General features: G+C 46.7%; 16 protein-coding genes. 3 read left to right on the top strand and 13 right to left on the bottom strand.

What is annotated here, in order from left to right:
• Positions 1-12: 12 nt before the first annotated feature.
• The 3 genes from arsB to AAHN97_RS09710 are packed head-to-tail and all read right to left on the bottom strand — an operon-like array spanning position 13 to position 2,246.
• The gene (gene arsB / locus AAHN97_RS09720) at positions 13-1,053 is read right to left on the bottom strand and encodes an ACR3 family arsenite efflux transporter (protein WP_343307398.1); all 1,041 of its coding nucleotides are present in this window, start codon (positions 1,051-1,053) and stop codon (positions 13-15) included.
• Between the two features lie 10 nt (positions 1,054-1,063).
• The gene (locus tag AAHN97_RS09715) at positions 1,064-1,882 is read right to left on the bottom strand and encodes an arsenite methyltransferase (RefSeq protein WP_343307397.1); all 819 of its coding nucleotides are present in this window, start codon (positions 1,880-1,882) and stop codon (positions 1,064-1,066) included.
• 34 nt (positions 1,883-1,916) lie between these two features.
• Complete coding sequence (locus tag AAHN97_RS09710; protein WP_343307396.1) at positions 1,917-2,246, bottom strand: ArsR/SmtB family transcription factor; 330 nt, start codon at positions 2,244-2,246, stop codon at positions 1,917-1,919.
• Positions 2,247-2,359: 113 nt separating this feature from the next.
• On the opposite strand from AAHN97_RS09710, the gene AAHN97_RS09705 reads away from it, so the two are divergent.
• Positions 2,360-4,558: a heavy metal translocating P-type ATPase gene (locus tag AAHN97_RS09705; protein WP_343307395.1), complete on the top strand. Its 2,199-nt coding sequence runs from the start codon at positions 2,360-2,362 to the stop codon at positions 4,556-4,558.
• 29 nt (positions 4,559-4,587) lie between these two features.
• Here the strand turns inward: AAHN97_RS09705 and AAHN97_RS09700 are convergent, their stop codons facing one another.
• The 9 genes from AAHN97_RS09700 to AAHN97_RS09660 all read right to left on the bottom strand — a co-directional run bounded on the left by AAHN97_RS09700 (position 4,588) and on the right by AAHN97_RS09660 (position 17,812).
• Positions 4,588-5,823 carry a sialidase family protein gene (locus AAHN97_RS09700; protein WP_343307394.1) on the bottom strand — a complete coding sequence of 412 codons (1,236 nt, stop codon included), beginning with the start codon at positions 5,821-5,823 and terminating at the stop codon, positions 4,588-4,590.
• 36 nt (positions 5,824-5,859) lie between these two features.
• Positions 5,860-7,086 carry an MFS transporter gene (locus AAHN97_RS09695; RefSeq protein ID WP_343307393.1) on the bottom strand — a complete coding sequence of 409 codons (1,227 nt, stop codon included), beginning with the start codon at positions 7,084-7,086 and terminating at the stop codon, positions 5,860-5,862.
• A 3-nt stretch (positions 7,087-7,089) separates the two neighbouring features.
• Positions 7,090-8,070 (bottom strand): kelch repeat-containing protein, encoded by a 981-nt coding sequence (locus AAHN97_RS09690; RefSeq protein ID WP_343307392.1) that lies wholly within the window; start codon positions 8,068-8,070, stop codon positions 7,090-7,092.
• Between the two features lie 2 nt (positions 8,071-8,072).
• Positions 8,073-8,999 (bottom strand): dihydrodipicolinate synthase family protein, encoded by a 927-nt coding sequence (locus AAHN97_RS09685; protein ID WP_343307391.1) that lies wholly within the window; start codon positions 8,997-8,999, stop codon positions 8,073-8,075.
• Positions 8,996-10,597 carry a sialidase family protein gene (locus tag AAHN97_RS09680; RefSeq protein ID WP_343307390.1) on the bottom strand — a complete coding sequence of 534 codons (1,602 nt, stop codon included), beginning with the start codon at positions 10,595-10,597 and terminating at the stop codon, positions 8,996-8,998. The genes AAHN97_RS09685 and AAHN97_RS09680 overlap by 4 nt, the downstream gene beginning before the upstream one ends.
• Positions 10,598-10,600: 3 nt before the next feature.
• The gene (locus AAHN97_RS09675; protein ID WP_343307389.1) at positions 10,601-12,436 is read right to left on the bottom strand and encodes a RagB/SusD family nutrient uptake outer membrane protein; all 1,836 of its coding nucleotides are present in this window, start codon (positions 12,434-12,436) and stop codon (positions 10,601-10,603) included.
• Positions 12,437-12,454: 18 nt separating this feature from the next.
• Positions 12,455-15,586, bottom strand: coding sequence for a SusC/RagA family TonB-linked outer membrane protein (locus AAHN97_RS09670; protein ID WP_343307388.1), 3,132 nt, complete (start codon positions 15,584-15,586; stop codon positions 12,455-12,457).
• A gap of 157 nt (positions 15,587-15,743) precedes the next feature.
• Entirely contained in the window at positions 15,744-16,868 is a 1,125-nt protein-coding gene (locus AAHN97_RS09665) for a sialidase family protein (RefSeq protein ID WP_343307387.1), read from the bottom strand.
• Between the two features lie 5 nt (positions 16,869-16,873).
• The gene (locus AAHN97_RS09660) at positions 16,874-17,812 is read right to left on the bottom strand and encodes a dihydrodipicolinate synthase family protein (RefSeq protein WP_343307386.1); all 939 of its coding nucleotides are present in this window, start codon (positions 17,810-17,812) and stop codon (positions 16,874-16,876) included.
• A 134-nt stretch (positions 17,813-17,946) separates the two neighbouring features.
• Between AAHN97_RS09660 and AAHN97_RS09655 the strand changes: the two genes are divergently transcribed.
• A complete protein-coding gene (locus AAHN97_RS09655; RefSeq protein WP_343307385.1) occupies positions 17,947-18,162 on the top strand; it encodes a heavy-metal-associated domain-containing protein in 216 nt (71 codons plus the stop codon).
• 443 nt (positions 18,163-18,605) lie between these two features.
• Positions 18,606-20,951: an ABC transporter permease gene (locus AAHN97_RS09650; RefSeq protein ID WP_343307384.1), complete on the top strand. Its 2,346-nt coding sequence runs from the start codon at positions 18,606-18,608 to the stop codon at positions 20,949-20,951.
• A gap of 45 nt (positions 20,952-20,996) precedes the next feature.
• On the opposite strand, the gene AAHN97_RS09645 is transcribed toward AAHN97_RS09650, so the two are convergent.
• Positions 20,997-21,641, bottom strand: coding sequence for an HD domain-containing protein (locus tag AAHN97_RS09645; protein ID WP_343307383.1), 645 nt, complete (start codon positions 21,639-21,641; stop codon positions 20,997-20,999).
• Positions 21,642-21,676: the final 35 nt, after the last annotated feature.

Genomic DNA, 21,676 nt, shown 5'->3' with positions numbered 1-21,676 from the left:
AATATTTATCTTTTAATGATGATACCATTTTTTACGGATCCAAAAAGCTACGTTCACTAATGCGATCAATGCAGGCACTTCTACCAGCGGGCCGATAACACCTGCAAAAGCCTGCCCGGAATTGATGCCGAATACGCCAATGGCTACTGCAATAGCCAGTTCAAAATTGTTCCCTGCCGCGGTGAATGCAATTGCCGCATTTTGCGAATAATCAGCCCCCATGAGTTTACCCAGTATAAAACTGATCACAAACATGCATACAAAGTAAACTGCCAGCGGAAGGGCAATACGTACCACATCCATAGGGATCTGCACGATCAGGGCTCCTTTCAGGCTAAACATCAATATGATGGTGAAGAGCAGTGCAATGAGCGTAATGGGTGAGATAGCAGGAAGATAACGTTCCCGGAACCATTGCTCTCCTTTCCACCTGGTGAGTGTATAACGACTCACAACACCCGCAGCAAAAGGAATCCCCAGGTAGATGGCCACGCTTTCCGCTATCTGCCCTATGCTCACCTGTATGGCCAAGCCTTTCATACCAAAGAATGGTGGCAGTACGGTGATAAAAACATATGCATACACACTGTACAATAACACCTGGAAAATACTATTCAGCGCTACCAGGCCGGCTGCATACTCCCGGTTACCTTCGGCCAGTTCATTCCATACGATCACCATGGCAATACATCTTGCCAATCCTATCAATATCAGGCCTGTCATGTATTCCGGGTAACCGTGCAGGAAGAGTAACGACAGGCCAAACATCAGTACCGGGCCTATCACCCAGTTCAATAACAGTGAAACGCCCAGTACCTTTGTATTCCTGAACACCTCTCCTATCTTATCGTAGTTCACTTTTGCCAAAGGCGGGTACATCATCAGGATGAGCCCTATAGCAAGAGGAATATTGGTAGTGCCGGATGAAAAAGCCTGGATAAAATTCCCGCTGGACGGGATAAAGTACCCAATACCAACACCCGCTGCCATGGCCAGAAAGATCCAGATCGTGAGATACCTGTCTAAAAAACTTAATCGTTTACGTTGGTTCATGTATGCTGTTTTAACTGCAGCAATCAGGGCCGCATCCACAAACAGGTTTCTCTGCATATACGGTAACACTGTAAATACCCGTGCCACTTTCCCTGAATTGTTTTATCTCTTCTGCTGATAAATAAGCGGAAAGGATATCATCCGGGATGTGAATGGTTTTTTCTTTCTGGAGCGTTATTTTAGAAAAGCCATTCGTTTTGATCAGATCAAGGTATGTTTGCTTTTGAATAGCGCCAGACACACATCCGGCATACATTTCAGCGGCTTGCTGAATATTCTCCGGCAGCGCACCAACCAGCACAATGTCCGAAATACTGAAATGCCCCCCGGGTTTCAAAACGCGGTAGATATCCTTCAGTACAGCATCCTTATCCGGTACCAGGTTCAACACACAATTACTCACTACCACATCTGCTATATCGTTTGATACAGGGATGTTTTCTATATCTCCCTCCCGGAACTCCACGTTATTAAATCCCAGCTTTTCTGCATTCTTCCTTGCCTTTTCCAGCATAGCTGGTGTAAAGTCGATACCGATCACTTTCCCCGTTTCCCCGGTTTCATGCCGGGCAACAAAACAATCATTCCCTGCACCACTGCCAAGGTCTATGACCGTATCGCCCTTTTTGATCTGTGCAAACTCGGTAGGCAATCCGCATCCAAGGCCAAGGTCCGCATCAGGGTTATACCCCTTCAATGCACCATAATCATCACTCATGATGTTATATACCTCTGTAGAACAGGAGCCGGCACCACAGCAGGATGCCTGGTTTTCTGCCTTATCCTGTAAGGCGATCTCCGTGTATTTCTGTTTAACAAGCTCTTTCATCGTATTATTGCGATTTATTTGGGTAAAAAAATAGTTAGCAGCATTTGCCGCTTAGCGTAACGTCTTTAAAGAAGGATTGAAATATATCATGATATTGTTTCCAGACTTTTGGGTTGATGCAGTAACAAACGCTCACTCCATCTATATCACCCTGTATGATCCCGGCATTCTTCAGTTCTTTTAAATGCTGGGAAGTAGTCGCCTGGGCAAGCCCCAGCTCTTCTACAATATCCCCGCATACACAGGCATTCTTTTTCACCAGGTATTGCAGGATGGCAATACGTGCCGGGTGTGCCAGGGCCTTCGCCATATTGGCAATATCGTTCTGTTGTTTCGTAAAGAGGTCTGTTTTAGTTGCGCCCATTATATCGCAATATTACGATAAGGTATTTTATCCACCAAATATTATAAAAGAATGCCCCAATTATATAAGTACTCCCAGCCCGAAAGGCCGGAACTTTGTGGAAAATAGATAATATGTCAACCGCTATCACAAAAGAAACTTTCCCGGTACTGGAAATGACCTGCGCGGCCTGCGCAGTAAGCGTGGAATCCATGCTAAAGTCCGCACCGGGTGTTAAGGATGCGGGTGTGAACTTCGCGAATCAAACAGCCTGGGTGCAATATGACCCTACGGCTGCTACTCCGGAAACCCTTCAGAAAACAGTACGTTCCATTGGTTACGACCTGGTGATAGACAAGGATAACCAGGATGAAGTAAAGGAAGAAGCACAACGCCGCCATTATAATGAAGTAAAACAACGCACCATCTGGTCTTCCATACTGTCCCTCCCCATTGTGATCATTGGTATGTTCTTTATGGATATGCCTTATGGCAACTGGATCATGATGCTCCTGGCCACACCGGTGGTTTTCTTCTTTGGCCGGAACTTCTTTGTGAATGCCTGGAAACAACTGAAACATGGCAAAGCCAACATGGATACCCTCGTGGCATTAAGTACCGGTATCGCCTGGATCTTTAGTGCCTTCAATACTATATACCCTGAATTCTGGCATCAGCGCGGTTTACACCCGCATGTGTACTTTGAAGCTGCTGCGGTGGTGATAGCATTCATCTCTTTAGGTAAACTGCTGGAAGAAAAAGCCAAATCCAATACTTCTTCTGCCATTAAAAAACTCATTGGCCTGCAGCCTAAAACGGTATTGCTGGTAGATGCCTCCGGGGGTACAAAGGAGATCCCCATTTCCAATGTAATGGTGCAGGATGTGCTGCTCGTGAAACCCGGTGAAAAGATCCCCGTGGATGGTAAAGTAGTGAACGGTGAATCTTATGTGGATGAAAGCATGATCAGCGGCGAACCGGTACCTGTGCTTAAAAAACAGGGTGAAACGGTATTTGCCGGTACCATTAACCAGAAAGGCAGTTTTCAGTTCAAAGCAGAAAATGTAGGTGCTGACACCGTGCTGGCGCAGATCATTAAAATGGTACAGGAAGCACAGGGCAGTAAAGCACCGGTACAAAAGCTGGTGGATAAGATCGCCGGTATCTTTGTACCCATAGTGATAGGTATTGCCATCCTTACTTTTATTACCTGGATGCTGCTGGGTGGTGAAAACGCTTTCACACATGGTTTACTGACTGCTGTAACGGTATTGGTGATCGCCTGCCCCTGTGCGCTTGGATTAGCTACTCCTACTGCTATTATGGTAGGCGTTGGTAAAGGTGCAGAAAACAACATCCTTATAAAAGACGCTGAGAGCCTGGAACTGGGCCACAAAGTGAACGCCATCATCCTGGATAAAACGGGTACCATTACAGAAGGTAAACCTGTAGTAACAGATATGATCTGGAATACAACAGCAACAGATCTGAGATCTGTTCTTTTCACACTGGAACAACAATCAGAACATCCGCTGGCAGAAGCAGTTGTATCTTATTTAAAAGTAAAACCGGTAAAACTGGAAAGATTTGAAAGCATCACCGGGCAAGGGATTAAAGGTACTTACGAAGGTAAAACCTACTTCGTGGGCAACAAAAAACTGTTACCTTTTGAATTGAACCAGATACAGCTTTCACAGGCCAGCGAGTTACAGGAAGAAGCTAAAACGGTGATCTATTTCGCCAATGAACAGGAGCTGCTGGCTATTATTGCTATTGCAGATAAGATCAAAGAAACTTCCAGAACTGCTATTACCGCCCTTCTGCTGGATGGTATTGAAGTATATATGCTCACGGGAGACAATGCGCACACTGCAGCTGCCGTTGCACGCAATACAGGAATTAAAAACTACAAAGCTGAAGTATTACCTGCCCATAAAGCGGAATTCGTAAAAGAATTACAACAGGCCGGTAAAGTGGTAGCCATGGTAGGTGATGGCATCAATGACTCACAGGCACTGGCTCAGGCAGATGTAAGTATTGCTATGGGCAAAGGTTCTGATATTGCAATGGATGTGGCCAAGATGACGCTGATCACTTCAGACCTGAACAGTATTCCCAAGGCATTAAAGCTTTCCCGTAAAACGGTAGCTACCATCAAACAGAACCTCTTCTGGGCATTCATCTATAACGTTATTGGTATTCCGCTGGCCGCCGGTGTATTATTCCCCGTGAATGGCTTCCTCTTAAACCCCATGATCGCAGGGGCTGCTATGGCACTTAGTTCTGTGAGCGTGGTGAGTAATAGTCTACGATTGAAAGTGGCTAAACTTTAAATGAAAAGAGGGCATATAGCCCTCTTTTTTTAAGGTTCTACTGCCCCATTCAATATCCAGGGCAGATTGAATTTGTGAAACTCAATAGACCGGTTACTTGTTGAAGAACTTCCTGTATTTTCATTCACTTCTATCAAAGCACCCACCATAAAATCCGCTGTTTTAGCCATACTTGAATAACCTCCTTTCCCCTGGTCAATGGCTTGCTGCTCTGTGAGGTTATCAAAGATCCTTCTGCTGACAGGCCAGGTACCCATTTCATCATAAGTGATCCTTACCCTCATTTTTCCTCTTGTTTCCGTACTGGCGGAGTTCAGGAACATGATCCGGTTAGGACTATCTGTATACCGCAATACAGAAGCCTGGCAGGCAGGATCTAAGAGATCCGGATCAGAGGTCCATGCAGGGAAGCTGGTGATGGAACCAACAGAGATCCTTCTTCTTTTGGAAAGCTCCCACTGGCTCATAACAGGCCTGTCGTTCCGGATCAGCCCGCCATTCAGTTTTTCGATAATAGTTCCTTCACTGGTGCCGGATGGAATGAGCTGATAATGCCAGGTAACTCCATGATCATCGCTGTAGATATTCCGGCCGATAGCAGGAATAATGAGCCGGCCTGTTGCGCCTGTTTTGCTCTTTTGTACTCCAACACCGGGGCCCATGGCATCCCAGGTATAATTGGAAGGTAACAGTGTGGAAGTAAGGTCCTGCTGCGGAGACCAGCTGGCGCCGTTGTTGTCACTGTAGGATACATACACTTTCCTTTCGCCCCAACTGTCTATCTTCTCATAGCCATCCGTACCGGATTGATTATGATCACCACTGTTCCATGACATGAACAACCATACTCTTCCGTTGGATTGATCTACTACAGCAGTTGGATTGCCCCAGGTACCAGGCCCTACACCTACCACTTCTCCCAGTGCAGACCAGGTGGCACCATTGTCCGTAGATCTTTTGTACACCAGGTTAATGTTCCCATAATCTTTGTTGCTGCTCATTCTGCCTTCGGCAAATGCGATGAGTGTGCCGTTGGTGGTTCTGATCAGGGAAGGGATCCTGAAAGAATGATAACCATCGGAACCACCGCCATCGAAGATCTTTGCGGAAGTGTGTACCTGTGCGGCAGCCAGCAGTTGGGCATCTGCAGCGGCATTCGCTTCAGTAGCGGGGTTGGGCTTTTCTGACAGGGTTTGCTGTTTTGTACAGGCAATAGAAAGCACCAGGCATAATGCGCTTATGCCCGCGTTCATTGTTTTTTGCATAACGGGTTTATATTTGGGTTTAAGAAAACTGGTTAACTAGTTCTTCTTCAACTTCACCGCAAATAACAACCAGGTAGCCAGTAACATGGCAACAGCGGATACCTGGTATATGATAGAAAGGTCTATCTGCGCATCTTTTAGCGCGCCACCCACATATACCATCAAACCACCTATGATGGTGCTTAAAAAATTCAGGAAACCATACCCTGTGGCAATGTATCTTCCATCTGCCACCTGTCTTAATATGGGCATCATGTTCGCATCGTTGAAACCTCTTGCCAAACCAAAGAACAACATGGCAATGATGGCAATGCTGAATACAGTAGTAGAGGCCATCAGGAATAAGAACGGTGCGCCCAGGGTAAAACCAATGATCAGTACGTATAAACGGCCCCGGTTGTTCTTACGCGTCCACCTGTCTGCCAGGATACCGCCTAATACAACACCAATAAAGGAACCGATCTGTATGTAACCGGTAGCGGAAATACCTGCTTCTCCCAGGTTAAGATGGAAATGATCTTTGAGGAAGGTAGGTAACCAGCCATATACCAGCCAGTTCACAATGCCCAGTACAGCAAAATATACCAGGAGTATAAAGAAGGAAGCTTTGCTGAATAATTCTTTCAATGCACCGGTAAGACTGATGCTTTCTGTTGCAACGGTTTCTTTCTCTTCTTCCGGAGTGGCTTTATAATCTTTCAATACATACAGCAGTATAATGGAATACACAATCCCTACAATCCCGAATACGTGAAAGCCGGAACGCCATCCCCAGAGCTCAGCAATGTAACCACCCAGGCCGCCTAATGCCAACCCTGCATAAAGGCCGCTCATGTGCAAACCTGTTGCCAGTGAACGTGTACGGCCTTTATGATAATCAGTGATCAAAGCCAGTGCTGCCGGAATATAACAAGCTTCACTCACGCCCATCAGGAAACGGGCGGTCAGCATTTCATAGAAAGAATGGGTAAAGCCTGTCCATAAGGTTACGGCAGACCATACCATCACGCTGAACACAATCACTTTTTTCCTGCTGTACCTGTCTGCAAAGAAACCGCCAAAGGGACTGAGGATACCATAGGACCAGAGGAATACAGAGGTCAGTAATCCGAATTGCGCATCCGTGAGGCCAAAATCGGCCACAATGGGATCGCGCATGGAAGTGATCAGTATCCGGTCCAGGTAGTTCAAAAAAGCCACTATCCAGAGCATGGCTACAATGGTCCAGGAGTAAAAGGAAGTGTTTTGCGTGGAATGCTTCATGTATCAATGCTGTTTAACAATACCTGTCAATACTTTAGTGGTGCGGATGGCGGGTTTTACTTCACCTCCCGGAATCACTACATTACCGTTCCAAACCGTCAATGTGGTTGTTACAGGCGGTGCTGCCGGTAACTCCCCTCTTACTGACCAGGTATCTGTATGTGTATGATAATTCAATATCTGCCTGGAAAAGCCAGGATGTTGATCTCTTTGTGCTGCTGCTCCGGTATCTCCGCCAAAGATCATCAGGCCAAATGCCGGTGAAGGTGCTGCTACTGTTGCATTCGGAAGGTTAGCCAGTTTCTTCCAACCATGTTCCGGGGAATATTCATACGCATCCCTCAGGTAATTGCGTACGCCATTCTCCAGTTCGGCACCACTGAAAAGATATAAATTTCCATTCAGTGTACCCGTTACCGCGAGCATACGGGAAGGGCCTGGCCACGGTGGTAATACCTTCCATGTTTTATCTTCCGCCGCAAGGTCCAGCGCCCAGCAGTTCTTTTCCGTCTGCAAAGCATCCGGTGTTTCCGTACCTCCTGCCACATAGATCACATCGCCTATCAGCACACCCGAGGTGTTAGCGATGGGTTTTGGCAGTGAAGGTAAGGCCGTGCAGGCTATCCTTCCATCTATATATTTCAGCATCCATACTTCCGCATGATGCCCCTGTTCATTGCTGCCGCCGATGAGGATGCATGCATCCTTCCAGCTAACCGTAGCGCCGTAGCCCAATGCATACGGTAGTATACCTGCTGCTTTCCATTCGCCGCCCGGTTTTTCCAGCGCAAAGATCTGCTGGTGCCAAACTTTTTTAGAACCTGTCCAGGGCGTGCCGCCATCAGGGAAGTTAGCACCGCCTGCCACCAGCAAAGTACCATTGGAAACACCGGCAAAAGAACCGGCAAAACCAATGGGATCAGGAATGGAAGGCAGGCTATCCTGCCAGATCAGATAATTCTCTTCTAACGTTTCAATAGCCATGATCAATCTATAAGCTGACGACTCTCTTTCACGATATTGAAAAAGTCTATTTCTTCCAGCGATGCTTTAAAATCTGCTGTTTCCTTTTCGTTCAATGGTTCCAGTGGTAAACGGCAGGTACCTAATTCAAATCCTTCCATTTTCATAATAGCCCTTTGTGCAGGGATGGGCGGATATTTCACCAGGCAACGTACCATGTTCACGGCAACCAATTGTGTAGCTGCAGCTGCTTCACTCATGCCTTCTTCATACAGCTTCATCACCTTCAGGTACAATGGCGCCGCAAAAGTGTAGGTACTGCCGATAGCTCCTTTGGCACCTACTGCCAGTGCAGGCAACAACATTTCATCGTAACCGAATAAGATATCGAACTTACCATTTTTATAATTTACACAAGCATGGTATTCGTGTAAAGTAGCGGATGTGTATTTGATCCCTGCAAGCGTGGGGATCTGTTTCTCCGCCTGCTTTAAGAATTCAATCATATCCATGGCCACACCCGTCAGCGCAGGAATGTTGTAATAATAGAACGGCGTGTTAGGTGCTGCGGATGCGATCTGTGCCATACTTTTCACCAGGTTGCTTACGGAACCGGGTTTGAAATAGAATGCGGCCACAGAGGAAATAGCATCTGCGCCAATCTTTTCTGCATGTGCTGCCAGCTTACGGCATTCTGCAATAGAACTGTGGCCCACATGCACCAGTACCAGGATGCGTTTGCTGGCTGCCTTTACATAAGCCTCTGCAATGGCCATTCTTTCTTCGATCGTGAGATTAGGGCCTTCTCCGTTGGTACCGCAAATAAATACGCCAGATAAACCGTCAGCGATCATTTTTTCAACAATAGCAGGAATGATCTCCAGGTTTACTGCACCATCTTCATGATAAGCTGCAAAGGTTGCAGCTATTAATCCGGTAATTTTGTTCATAATAGTTCTTCTAATTGTATGGTTTGGAACACCAGGTCCGCCTGGCTGCTTTCGTATAAAATACCAATGGTATTATTGTCTATGCTGGTCAGACAGGAATAACCTCTGCTCTTCCCTTCGTCCAGTAAGATCTTTTTATGGCCCGGCCATGTTTTACCATCATCGTAACTTACTTTGATGGTCATGTGCTGACGGGCTGTTTTTGAATCCGGGTTTGCAAACAACAGTACGGACCTTTTCTTTCCATTTTGTATAAAATCATGCCTGATGATGCTGGCCATGCAGGTGGGTTCCGGTAATGCATTGTGAGAAGTGGGATGTATAATCCAATCCTGCCCCAGGTTAACGGTGGTGGCCACTACCCTTCCATTTGTACTGGTGGTATCCCTGCTGTTGGCACCGGAACGCATGTTTAGCATGATGCTGCCGTCAGACAATTCTACCGCCATATTTTCTGTAGTAGATTCTTTTGTAGCGGGATTACTTGTTTTCCAGGTGTTACCACCATCTTTACTGTAGGTAATATTGGAGAAAGCTTTGCCCGTTGCATTCCTGCCCTGTGTGGGCATTACAAGGGTACCGTCTTTCAGGGTAATGCCCTGCCCGGGCGCGGGAGCCAGTAACCACCAGTCTTCCTGTTTGCACATGCGGGTGATGTTTACGGGTTCATTCCAGGTTTTTCCGTTGTCTGTACTTTTAGTGATCAGGAACTGGGAAGATTGTTTCACATCAAAGCCGGGCTGAGAACCTTTGGTTTTCCACTGGTGATTCCAGTCTTTACTTTCTGCGGTTAATCCTTCCACCCATTTCCCCTGTTCGTTGATCACGCCGTGCATCCATAAACCGGCGACAAAGATGTTACCGGTATTTTTATCTACCAGCACATTGGGGTCTGAAACACCATTGAACTTTTGCGGCAGATTGCCCCAGGTGCCCATGTCCAGCACAATCTGCATGGGCTGCCATGTTTTGCCTTTATCCAGGCTGCGGGATAAACCAATGTCTATATTCCCCTGCAGATCACCCCCTTTATCCCTGCGCACATCGTAGACGGCCAGCAGACTACCGTCTTTGGCTGTAGCAAGCCCGGGGATCCGGTACGTGTGTACCGAATCCTGGTTATGCTGTCTTAATGCAATGCCTAATCTGTTCGTATAATTATCAGCGGGTACTTTTACTGTTCTGTTATTTAACTGAACAGCTGTAATATTGATGTTTAAGCGATCTGTCAACAATGCTTTAACATCAGGCGTTACCGTTACCCAGAGATAATTGGCTCCCTGGCGGAGTGCCAGGTTTCCTTTTAAGCTTACTTTACTTCCTGCTTTCGCTTCCGCAAAAAGCGGCTTTTCACCTTTCAGGAAAGCGGAATCTGCTCCGGCGTTGAAAACCTTCAGGTTCCGGATAGCTGCACCTTTTATGGAGACTTCCATCTGCTGAAGGGTTTCGTTCTCCCCTGCCGCATCAATACGGATGCGTATAACAGGGTTGATCTCTTTCCCTTTCAGTACCGGCACTTTATACTTTTTCTGTTCCTGCGCCATCATCATAACGGGCAGTAAACATAGTGCGCTCAATATCCTCTTTGCTCCTCTCATATATTAATATCCAAAAGTTTGTACCATTTTAAAGTTCTTATTCACTTCGCTCTGTGGTAAAGGCAGCAGGTTATACCTGGTGTTCCATACCCGGGTGCTGGTTCTGGTACGTGCATAGAATGCCACATCGCCAAGGCCTGTACCGGTGAATACGTTCATGCCATGGAACTCACCACCCTGGCGGCCTTCCGGCTCCGTTACAATCTTCCATCTGCGCACATCAAAGAAGCGGTGCCCTTCGTATGCCAGTTCAATGCAACGTTCCCTCTGGATCAGTTTACGCATAGTAGCCTGGTCTAATCCTGCAGCTACAGGAGGGATCCCTCCGCGTACACGGATAAAGTTCAGGTAAGTGAGTACATCCGGGTTAGTGGGATTAGATTCGTTCAATGCTTCAGCATAGTTGAGATACAATTCGCCAAGGCGGATGTACATAGCAGGACGAACTACGTTACCTGCATTGGACTGAAGGTTCCTGCTGGCATTGGTATTTTTGCGTACCAGGTAACCAGTTTTAGGATACATGGTTTGTGTACCATTACCGTTGCCGGAATTACCATCAGGCCAGTATTCAACTCTTGTAAGGCCTGTTTTAGGCACAAAAGGAATAGTAGAACCGTTGAAGGTAACGTTGGTATAGAAGCGGGGTTCCCTGTTCACATACATATTGGAAGTACCGGCTACATAGAAGTTGGCTTTTGCCGTAGCGGTAAAACCTGTTTCTACGTAATTGCTGCCGGCTTCGTCAATACGGCGTCCGTTGATCATTCTGTACATATCCACCATTTCCTGTGGCATAGAAAGTACGGCTACGGTTTTGGTACCATTTACGGCACGTGGTGCACAATGTTCTTCCCATACAGCATAACCGGTAACCGTTCTTAACCAGATACCTTCATCCGCCCATCCTGTTAAGAATAAACCTCTATGAGAATTCACTGCTGCCAGGAATGGATCTGCATTGGTCACTGCGTATAATTTCCTGCCGTTTGTAACAGCATGATCGATCGCTATTTTAGCTGCTGTTGCAGCGCGTGCCCATTTCTGAGGATCAGCTGTGAGGTTCATCAGTTCTTTACCATCTGTATTTTTGAATCCTGCATAATCAGGATTACCATTAAAGAGCGGGCTGGCATCATATAATAACACCTGGCTCTTCACCGCTTCCACGATCAGTTTGGTGATGCGGCCGGTTTGTGTAAGATCATCTGCACCGGAAGATGGTACAATGTGTTTCTCAGGCACCATGTCTTTAGCCGCATCCATTTCAGCGAGAATGTAATCCACACATTCGCTCCAGGTATTCCGGGGCAACTGGAAGTCGTCATCCACACCGGCAATCTTATCTCCTACCAATACTACAGGGCCGTAGAACCTGATCAGCATCCAGTAATAGTAAGCTCTAAGAAAACGCGCCTCACCTTTATACTGCTGGATCAGTTCAGCGCCATTGGGTTCCAGCAAAAGATTGGTTTTGCTGTTCTCAATATTGGCCATGAAAATATTGGCCAGGCGGATAGCCTGGTAATAGGAAGTATACACGTTGATACTGCTCTGACCATTGATGGTTCCCGCAGCGATGATGGAAGGAGAATTGAGTTCCAGCTCATCGCAGAGCTCGCCTAATCCCCTGCCGGTAACCGTTCCGTCTGCCCAAACATCCGGCAGGCGGTTGTATACGCCGGCAAGCCAGCTTTCTGCTTCCAGTTTATTCTGGAATACCATTTCAATGGTCTGCAGGTCTTTAGGTGCACCATCAAAGAAACCTTTTTTACATCCGGTGGACAGTAATAAAGTGATGCTGAGTAATGCGGTATATTTTGTGATATGATATCTCATGATAGTATTCTTATGATATTAAAAAGAAGCCCTTACACCAAAATTGTACGCCTTTGTGTTGGGATAAGATTCCCCACGGGTATAGTTCGTTGAACTGGTACCGGTATCGTTCAGCTCAGGATCCCAGTGTTTCCATTTGGACCATGTGAGCAGGTTGGTTCCGTTCAGGAAAACGCGCAGGTTACTGATGCCGATGCGTTTGGTGAGTGTAGCACTTAAAGTATAACCGATCTCTGCACTTTTCAACCTCACGAAGTCGGATGGTTTCAGCCACCAGGTACTGTTCAGGTAATTGGAGTTAGGATCCTGGTTGGTATTCATCCTTGGATAAAATGCATTCGGGTTAGGGTTCGCTTCCGTCCACCTGTCTGTTGCCATACTCATCAAACCAGCGCTGATAGGCCCTTGAGAAAATGGTGTTGTTCCATCTCCCATGCCATAGCTCAACCAGGTTTTTCCGGTACCTTGTACAAAGGCGCCGATGTCAAAACCTTTCCAGCCAAACTGAAGGTTCACACCATACATCATTTTAGGAGTACCGGACACGTCTATCCGTGCAATGTCGTTCGCATCGATCACACCGTCTTCGTTCAGGTCTTTGTATTTAATATCGCCGGGGCGGATATCGCCTGTTTGTTTAGCTGACCTGTCGATCTCAGCCTGGTCTTTAAAAAGTCCTTCAGCGATGTACAGTGTTTTAGCATCTACCTGTTTACCTTTCCACTCCATCCATGGATAACGTTGCGGAGGAAGACCGTCCTGCAGGTTGGTGTTGTCGTTAAAGGTGAAAGTTCCTGTAACGTTTATCCAGCGTTGTTTAGAAAATGTTTTCTTATACGTCATGGTTATATCTATCCCTTCGTTCTTCACAATACCAATGTTGCGGGTAGGGTTCACACCTCCAAAACCTGATAAACCGGGGATGGTCTGATCCGCTCTCAGGATGCCTTTACGCATTTCCCTAAACAATTCTGTTACGATCTTCAGATCATTTTTCAGGAAGTTCATTTCTATACCCAGGTTGTGGCGGTAGGATGTTTCCCATGAAGGGTCTGTAGCGATCTGTGATTCAGCATATCCGCTGTAGGCAGGAGACAATGCGGTAGGTGTACCAAACTGGTAACCGGTTGCAGTTGTTTTTGCCAGTTGTGTGAGGTAGAGGAAACGGGTACTGAAACCGCCATTACCTGTTAAGCCATAGCTATACCTCAGTTTGAAGTAAGGCATGATATCTTTTAACGGCTCATAGAATTTCTCGTTGGAAATAATATAACCTACACCTGCAGACGGGAAGAAACCAAACCTGTTATCCGGGCTGAAGTTCTCAGAACCGGTGTAACCAAAGTTTCCTTCCAGGAAGTAACGGTTATCATAACCATACGTCAGCCTTCCGGTAAGACCGCGGTTGCGGAATGGCACAGCAGAAGTAAAGGTAGAGGCGTTTCCATCGATGTATTCAGACTGGTTAAACAATAACAGACCACCGAACTCATGTTTGCCGAAAGTACGGCCATAGTTCAGGGATGCTTCTGAATACATACGCCTGGTGGAACTCCGGGCGGAATAGTAAGTGAGTGCACCGTTGGCATCGCGGGTAAGCTGGTAGATCAGCTCTCCGTCTGCATCACGGCCTGTTGCGTATACGGATGGCCCGGAACGGGTGGTGGCCGTTGTTCCGTCTGTATAAATATCAAAAGAGAATAAACCGGAGAAGGACAATCCTTTTGTGATGAAATCAAGGTCTTGTTTCAGCCTTAAGTTCGGACGGATGGTAGCGGAATAATCGTTGGTAGCACCCTGGTCAAATGCAATCTTGCTGGGGCTGCTGAAACCACCAGGGTATTGGGAATACACGCCGTTAGGATATCTGCCTGGCATGATGTGCGGAGGAACACGCAACACCTGTAAGAACAGGTTATTGAGTGCATTCACATCTGCACCGCCCCAAACACCATTCCTGCTATCGATGATAGCAGCCATACCCAGGTCTACCTTGGTAGTGGCGGTTACATTCACACCAATGTTAGCCGTGAAGTTGTAACGTTTATAATAAGATTTAGTATCGTAGCTGTCCTGGTCTGCAGGAATATCCCGCAGCATACCGGTTTCCCTGTAATAACCTGCAGAGATGTAATAAGTAGCCCTGTCTGAACCACCGCTGATGTTTACGTTTGCCCTTTGCGTTACACCTGTTTTTCTGAAGATCTCATCATACCAGTTCACGTTAGGATATAATTCAGGATCGGTACCGTTCCTGTGCATTTCTATACGTTCTTCTGTATACAACGGCGCCCTGCCCCTGTTGGTCAAACCTTCGTTATACAAGGTCATCCAGGTGGGCGCATCTACCAGTTTCGGCACCTGTACCAGCTGGGTCATCCCCTGGTTCAGTTCAAATTTAACGGCTGGTTTACCAGCAACACCTTTTTTGGTGGTGATGATGATAACGCCGTTTGCACCACGTGTACCATATACGGCTGTGGATACCGCATCTTTCAATACAGTGAAGGTCTGAATATCTTCAGGGTCTACATCATTCAAAGCTCTGTCCGGCACCCCATCGATAATGATCAGGGGTGTGCGGGTGCTGGTACCAAAAGTAGCTACCCCTCTAACCAGGAAACCGGAGTTATCCTGACCGGGGCCACCACCCCTGGAAGTAGTGATCATACCGGAGATCCTTCCGCCCAATGTACTGGCGATGTCTCTTACCGGTAACTTGATATCGTCTACATCCAATGTTGACTGCGCACCAATTACACTGATCTTTTTCTGCTGGCCGTAACCAACAATGCTTACTTCATTCAGGCCACCTGCGGTGGCTTCTAATTTTACATTCAGGTCTACCCTGTTGCGTACGGCAAAACGGATTGTTTTGTAACCCACATAAGAGAACTCAAGTGAGTCTGTGGGGGCTACACTGATCAGGTATTTTCCGTCTGCGTCAGTTACTGTACCAAGGCGGGTACCTGAAATCCTAACACTGGCCCCGATCACCGGCCCATCCAATTCAGTTGTCACTTTACCAGAAACTTTTAATACTCTGTCCTGGGCATTAGCATCTGCGCCAAGAAGGAAAATGGATAGGGAGAGGAGGCATAAGAGCCTGGGAGAATACCCGGCGAGATAGCTGAGTAGCTTTTTATTCATAACTGGAAATGATTGATTTGGTTAATAGTACTTATGTAGTACATATCAAAAGTGGGAAGTATTTCTTATTAATCCAAATTATTTTTTGCTCCTGATAAGGGGAATTGGTTATAAGCAGCCAGCAGAGCGAATCTGCTGGCTGCCAGGCGGAGAAAGCTTAGTCTTTTTTAGTGATCCATTCGCGGTTGAACCTTTTCAGTACCATGCTATAGTTGAAACCTGTGCCGGCATTGGTTTCATACAGGCAATACACGGTACCGTCAGGCCCTACGGCTACATCGGAATAACCGGATGCACCGGGGTTGAGAACTTTCTTTAGGGGCCAGGTCTGTCCTTCATCAAAACTGACTTTTACGGTAAGGTTCCTGCGGTTGCCTTTGCTGGTATCTCCGCTATCCGGGTTGATGAATAACAGGTCAGGACCGAACCTTGTGATGGTGGCCATACAGATGGGTTCAAACAAACCTTCATCAAAAACAGGTGTGGTCCAGCCACTGATGCCATCAGGGCTGTAGCTCACACCCCTGCGGCGTTTCTCTGTTACGTTCCGGATGTTGAGCATTACACGTCCGTCCTTTAACTGAACAGGCATGGTTTCGCTGGGATTTTTAAATGCTGCTGAATTATCTGCAACGATGGCGCCGCGTTTCCAGGTTTTGCCAAGATCATCGCTATAGATGGTGGCAATGCAGGATGGTGCATGCGCTCTTCTGGGTGTGGTTTTAACCGGATTCGCCAACCATATGGCTGCGAGTAAACGGCCATTGGTCATCTGGATGGCGTGACCTGGGCCGGGAGCCAGTACTTTCCAGTCGTATTCCGGTTTGAAAGCATCAAAGGCATAAGTGATATCTGTTGCTTCGCTCCATGTCAGGCCATCGTCTTTGGAGAAAGTATAATAGGCCTTAGCATAATCGCGCTGGTACAATAAATGGATGGTACCCTCCTTATCCACGATGGGTGTTGCATTGCTGGTTGGCTGCCCGCTTACCTTCGGGGCAATGATCACGTTTGGTTGCCAGTTTTTTCCGCCATCGGTGCTTCTTTTCATGATCATATCCATGTCTGCCCAATCACTGGCAGTGCCGATCCTGCCTTCGCAGAAGGCGAGCAATGTTCCTTTTTTTGTGATCACTAATGCAGGGATACGCATGGAGGCATAAGGGCCTCCGGGTTCAAATACAAGGGAACTGTCGAACAGTGGAGCATTTGAAGTGAGGGTGCGGGAGGTTTTGCAGCCAAATGATATAAAAACAAGTGCTATTAAAAAGTATCTGTACACGGTGTTTATTTTGTTACGTTAAAAACTTCCGGTATAATTTGCCGGCATTGCTGTCTGATAGTTTCCACATCTTCTTCCGGGATCCACCTGTAAGGCCAGCGTAAACGTGTGCTGATGGGGGTCCAGGCACCAACAGCGGCCATGAATTTATCTACTGCCTGGTTCGCGTATCCTTTATCTCTTATATAGGGAACAATGCAATCGTTCATGAACTGCTGGATCCGTGTTTCCAGTTCAAATGCTGCAGGTTCTCCCCTTTTGATGCTGTTATACCATTGCTGTGCGAACAGTGGATTTAAGCAGGCCACATTTGAATAAGCGCCATGTGCACCACGGGAAACACCCGTTGCTAAATGATGGCCGGGGATAAATACGGAGAAAGGGACCGGCAGTTGTTTCATCTCTTCATACCATTGCTCATCGCCGCCGGGGACTTTACAGCCTACCAAAGGGATACCGGCATCCAGGATCTCTTTAAAATCCTTTGGCTGTAATTTCTTTTTGGAATGCGGGGGATTATATAATACCAGGCCAATGGGTGCTGCCACTTCCGCCATTACTTTCAAATAATCGATGATCTCCGGCATGGTGGGGATGAACCAATCCGGCAGGATGATCTGTATGGCAGAGGGTTGCAGAGCCTTTGCGCGTTTCAGTCTTTCCCGGGAAATTTCAGGGCTCATATGTGAGCAACCTACCTGGAAAGGCATGCCTGCGGCGTTGCATTTTGCGGCCAGCAGGGTGTTTACTTTATCGAACTCCTCCTCTGTTTGGTTATAGAATTCTCCGGCGGTGCCGTTGGAGTAGATCCCGTCTACTTTATAGGCGATCAGGGTGTCTATTTCCTGCTCCAGCTGGGCGTAATTGATGCTGTCATCGTTGTTCAGGGGCAACAGCAGGGTTGCCCAGTTGCCATATATCCCGTTTGCGCTTAATACCTTCATTTGGTCATTATGTAGTACATATCAAAAGTAGGAAGTGGTTTTTAGAAATCCTAATTGTATAAAAGGAATCAGGAATTATGTAATAACGGCGCGGGTGACGGGGTGTAATTTTGCAGTATATAAAAGATATTAAAATGGAAACTGTACAATTTAAGACGAATATTAAGTGCTCAGGATGTATTGCTGCTGTATCACCGGTATTGAATGAGCTGGCTGGAGAAGGTAAATGGGAAGTGGATCTGTTGAGTCCTGATAAGGTGTTGACGGTGAAATTAGAGAAAGCTAGTGAGGAAGAGATCCAAAAGGCGATTGAAGGTGTGGGGTATAAGGCGGAGGAGATCACAAGATAAGCGTAAAGACAATTTCCTTATCAGGGGCGATCGGAGAAATGGATCACAAGATCAGTGCAAAGGCAATTCCTTATCAGGGGCGATCGGAGAAATGGATCACAAGATCAGTGCAAAGGCAATTCCTTATCAGGGGCGATCGGAGAAATGGATCACAAGATCAGTGCAAAGGCAATTCCCTATCAGGGGCGATCGGAGAAATGAATCACAAGATAAGTGCGAAGCAATTTCCTTATCAAGAGCAATCAGATGAACAGGCATTATCAGTATCATTTTTACGGGCGGAGCATTCCGCCCGTATTTTTTTGTAGCTTGTCATTAGCGAACACAGCATGTACTAAAACCGGACATTTCTTACCATTTAAAAAATCATATCCATTTGATTTATAACAGGTAATGATTCTGGCATTCTCTTAGTGCATGCCTTGCTGATCAATTACCACGATATGCTGTATAACTACTTCCTTGTATCTTGGAGGAACATTGTAAAAGATAAAGTTTCTTCCCTCATCAATATAGGCGGGCTGGCTGTTGGCCTGGCCATTACCATTATGCTCCTGTTATGGATCAGGGATGCCATGAACTATGATAAATTCCATGCGCATCTTCCACAGATCCACCAGATCATGTACAATCACCAGATAGGTGGAGACATTGGCACCAGCAGGTCTGTAGCGGGGCCTTTAGCTGCTGTACTGCGTGAGGACGTACCTGATATCAAATACGTGTCCCGTACCAGCTACACCAATCAACAAATGATCCATGCCGGTGAAAACAGTTTCTATGAAAGAGGTTTCTATGCCGAGCCGGACCTTTTCCGTATGCTCAGCTTCGAAGCCATTGAAGGAAACCCCGTTACTGCCCTACAAGACCCGGGATCGGTAGTGATCACGGAACGAACGGCTAAAAAACTCTTCGGTACCGAAAGCGCACTCGGTAAAATACTGCGGCATGATAATGTTCGTGATCTGAAAGTTGGCGCAGTGATCCGGGACATTCCACAGAATAGCACTTTCAAGTTTGATATAGTACTCCCCTTCAAAATATTTGAGCAGGTAAACAGCGAATGGATCAACAAATGGGATAACAACAGCATCCAGACCTGGGTAGAATTAACCCCTTCTTCAGACATTACTGTTGTGAATAACAAAATACAGGCTGCTATTAAAAGACATGCAGATGTGGAGAAAACCACCTTCTTTGCTTATCCCCTGGCGGACCTGCACCTGTATGGCAGCTTCAGGAACGGGAAAGTAAGTGGCGGATTAATAGACGGTGTGAAAATAATGGTCATCGTAGGGATCTTCATTTTGCTGATTGCCTGTGTGAACTTCATGAACCTTGCCACAGCACATTCCGAACGCCGTGCAAGAGAAGTAGGTGTGCGTAAAGTTTTAGGCGCTCCGCGGAAAGTGATCATTATGCAATTCCTGGCGGAAGCATTGTGCATGACCTTCCTTGCATTACTTTTAGCCCTATTGCTGGCCAGGATGATATTGCCTTTGGTGAACCGCTTCCCCGATGTTCATTTCAGCTTTGATGTGTTTAACTGGCAGGTCCTGGGCGCATTAACCGGTATTACTATTATCACAGGCCTGGTAGCGGGTAGTTACCCTGCTTTCTTTTTAAGCAATTTCAAACCGGTGAAGGTATTGAAAGGCACAGTAACCAATAACAAAGGAGGCGCGCTGCTGCGCAAGGGATTGGTGACCTTCCAGTTTGTGATCTCCATCTTCCTGATCATTTCCATCGTTGTTATTTTCCGGCAACAACAGCACATACAGAACCGCCCACTGGGTTATGATAAAGAGAACCTGATCATCATACCTGCGAGAGGCGACATGGGTGACAAGTTTAATTTATTCAAAGCAGAAGTGCAGCAGATCCCCGGTGTGCAAAGTGTTTCAGCAGGCAGCAATAATATGATCAAGTTTGGTGGTAGATCAGACGGTGTTCAATGGCCGGGCAAAACAGATGATCAGAATTTCCCTGTCACCCTTACCTGGGTAAATTACGACTGGACAAAAACGGCAGGTTTAAAAATGGCGGCAGGCCGGGATTTCGATCCTGCTTATGGCGCTGATTCAACCGCCTGCCTGCTCAATGAAACAGCGGTAAGAAAAATGGGCCTGAAAGAACCCGTGATAGGTACTAAACTGGGAGATAAAACACTGATAGGTGTGGTAGAGGATTTTGTGTTCAACCAGGCCAGTTCCAATCCCGGCCCCATGATGATCCAGCTGGGCACTGGCGGCAGCTATTTCTTCGTGAGGTTAAGGAATGATAATAACTGGCGTAAAACAGTGAACCTGATAGAAGCTGCCGCTAAACGGAGTAATCCCAATTATCCCTTTGAGCTGCAGTTCATGAAAGCAGAATATGATAAAGAATACCGCGGCCTTCGTGCGGCAGCGCAACTCACTTTCGGATTGGGTGTACTAGCTATCTTCATTTCCTGCCTGGGGCTTTTTGGCCTTTCAACTTTCCTGGCAGAGAGACGTAATAAAGAGATCGGTATCCGCAAAGTATTTGGTGCCGGTATTACAAAGATCTGGTTCTCCTTATCCAAGGATTTTATGAAGCCTGTATTAATAGCTTTTGTACTGGCCTCTCCCCTTGCGGCATTTGTAATGCAACAACTACTGAAGGATGCAGACTACCGCATCGAACTATCCTGGTGGATGTTTGCTATATCCGGATTGGTGGCACTTATTATAGCAGTGATCACCGTGAGTTTCCAGGGCGTGAAAGCTGCCATGAGAAACCCGGTGAAATCGTTGCGGATGGAATAATGGTGCGCGACCTGAATATATTAGATTCCTTGCGGAAATTTGTATTCAGGCCCCCTCCCATTCTGCATAGAACTGTGCCAGGAATGTTTCCATGAAAGCATGTTTTTCTTCTGCCAACGCTTTTCCTGTGGCTGTATTCATCCTGTCTTTCAGCAATAGCAACTTTTCATAAAAGTGATTGATAGTGGGGGCCGTACTGGCCTTGTATTCCTCCCGCGTCATTTGCAGCTGGGGTTTTACTGCCGGATCATATAAGGGACGGTTTTTGAACCCGCCGTAGTTAAACGCGCGTGCTATGCCGATAGCACCTAATGCATCCAGCCTGTCCGCATCCTGCACAATGCCCAGTTCCACTGAATAGAACGCCCGTTCATTATTACCGCCTTTAAAGGATATATGCCGGATGATGTTCTCTACATGTTGGATCGTATCCGCCGGGATATGCTGTGTTTGCATAAAAGCCACTGCTTTAGCAGGCCCTATCTCCTCATCGCCGTCATGGAATTTTGCGTCTGCGATATCATGCAGCAAAGCGCCTAATTCTACCACCAGCAGGTCTGCCTTTTCTTTTTGTGCGATCAGTTTAGATCTTTGCCATACACGGTGGATATGCCACCAATCGTGACCACCTTCGGCCCCTTCCAATTCCTTTTTTACGAACTTAACTGTTGCATTAATAATGTGTTCCATAGTCCCAAATCTACTAAATCTGTATATAAACACGT

Source organism: Chitinophaga niabensis, assembly GCF_039545795.1.
Lineage (GTDB): Bacteria > Bacteroidota > Bacteroidia > Chitinophagales > Chitinophagaceae > Chitinophaga > Chitinophaga niabensis_B.
The sequence above is the reverse complement of the archived record's forward strand: the minus strand, read 5'-3'. Positions and strand labels throughout refer to the sequence as shown.